Annotated in this window: 1 protein-coding gene; it reads right to left on the minus strand. The window is 40.7% G+C overall.

All coding sequences use genetic code 11. From position 1 onward, the window contains the following. On the minus strand, positions 1-1,496 hold a 1,496-nt coding region (gene accC, locus ACOVQ4_RS04200; RefSeq protein ID WP_421819402.1), incomplete at its 3' end, for an acetyl-CoA carboxylase biotin carboxylase subunit. Positions 1,497-1,535 lie beyond the last annotated feature (39 nt).

The following is a 1,535-nucleotide window of genomic DNA, read 5'->3' on the forward strand; positions in this document are numbered from 1 at the left end:
GCTGTTCTATTGGTCTTCCATTGACTTTTTACTAATGATCCTCCAGTATTTTCTTGGCCTGGAACCGATTTTTTATGAAGTATCAAATGTGCTGCCAAAGCTGCTGCTATAGCCTCTTCATCCGCATCTGGCTTAGTATCTAATACTTCTGGAGTATAATATAGGCTAATAAAGCGAGTATCAAATTGCCCAGAAAGAAAGGCCTCATGCCTTAACACAAACTTACAAAATGGGAGGGTAGTTTGAATACCCGAAATTTGATATTCGTCGATGGCACGAATCATTTTATCGATGGCTTCATTTCTATCCTTGCCGTAAGTAATCAACTTGGCAATCATGGGGTCATAGTAAATCGGAATTGCCATGCCTTGTTCCATTCCATCGTCTACACGCACTCCATTTCCTTGAGGACGAACATAGGTGTGCAACGTACCGACATCTGGTAAGAAGTTATTGCGAGGGTCCTCAGCACATACTCTGCATTCAATCGCATGACCATTAATTTGTAAATCCTCCTGTTTGAATGAAATAGGGTGACCTTCCGCAATCAATATCATCTCTTTTACTAAATCAACACCCGTTATTTGTTCAGTAACAGGATGTTCTACTTGTAAACGAGTATTCATTTCGAGGAAGTAAAAATCGAGGTTTTCATCCACAATAAATTCTACCGTGCCAGCCCCGTAATAATTACAAGCTTTGGCTACATTTACTGCGCATTGCCCCATAGCCTCACGTATTTCTGGGGTTAATACTGCCGATGGTGCTTCCTCCACTACTTTTTGATGTCGGCGTTGAACAGAACATTCTCTCTCAAACAAGTGAACAATGTTGCCATGTTTATCTCCAAGCACTTGAATCTCGATGTGTTTTGGGGAAGTAATATATTTTTCGACAAACACAGCTCCATTTCCAAAAGAGGCAATCGCTTCCGAAACCGCACGGTCCATTTGTTCATCAAATTCTTCTTCTTTTTCAACTACGCGCATTCCTTTGCCGCCACCTCCAGCTGATGCCTTTATCAATACTGGATAGCCAATTTCTTTAGATTTTATTTTGGCAACTTCACGATCAGTTACTGCATCAGGCGTACCAGGTACCATGGGTATATTATATTTGGCAACTGCATGTTTCGACGAAAGTTTATCACCCATTACCTCAATACTTTCGGGCGATGGACCTATAAAAATGATTCCTGCTTCTGTTACTTTTTTACAAAATGCCGCATTTTCTGATAAAAATCCGTAGCCAGGATGTATGGCATCAACGTTCAAATCTTTACAAATTTGAATGATTTTGTCTCCTAGCAAATAGGATTGATTAGATGGAGGAGGCCCTACACAAACAGCCTCGTCAGCAAATTTTACATGTGGAGCCAAACGGTCTGCCTCAGAGTAAATGGCCACAGTTTTAATGCCCATCTCACGGGCAGTACGCATTACGCGCAATGCTATTTCGCCACGGTTGGCTACTAGTATTTTATGAATTTTTTTCATTGATTGGTTTCTTCGATCTTGTTTTGTTAAAGCTAATTG

It is taken from the genome of Flectobacillus sp., assembly GCF_049240685.1.
Taxonomy (GTDB): domain Bacteria; phylum Bacteroidota; class Bacteroidia; order Cytophagales; family Spirosomataceae; genus Flectobacillus.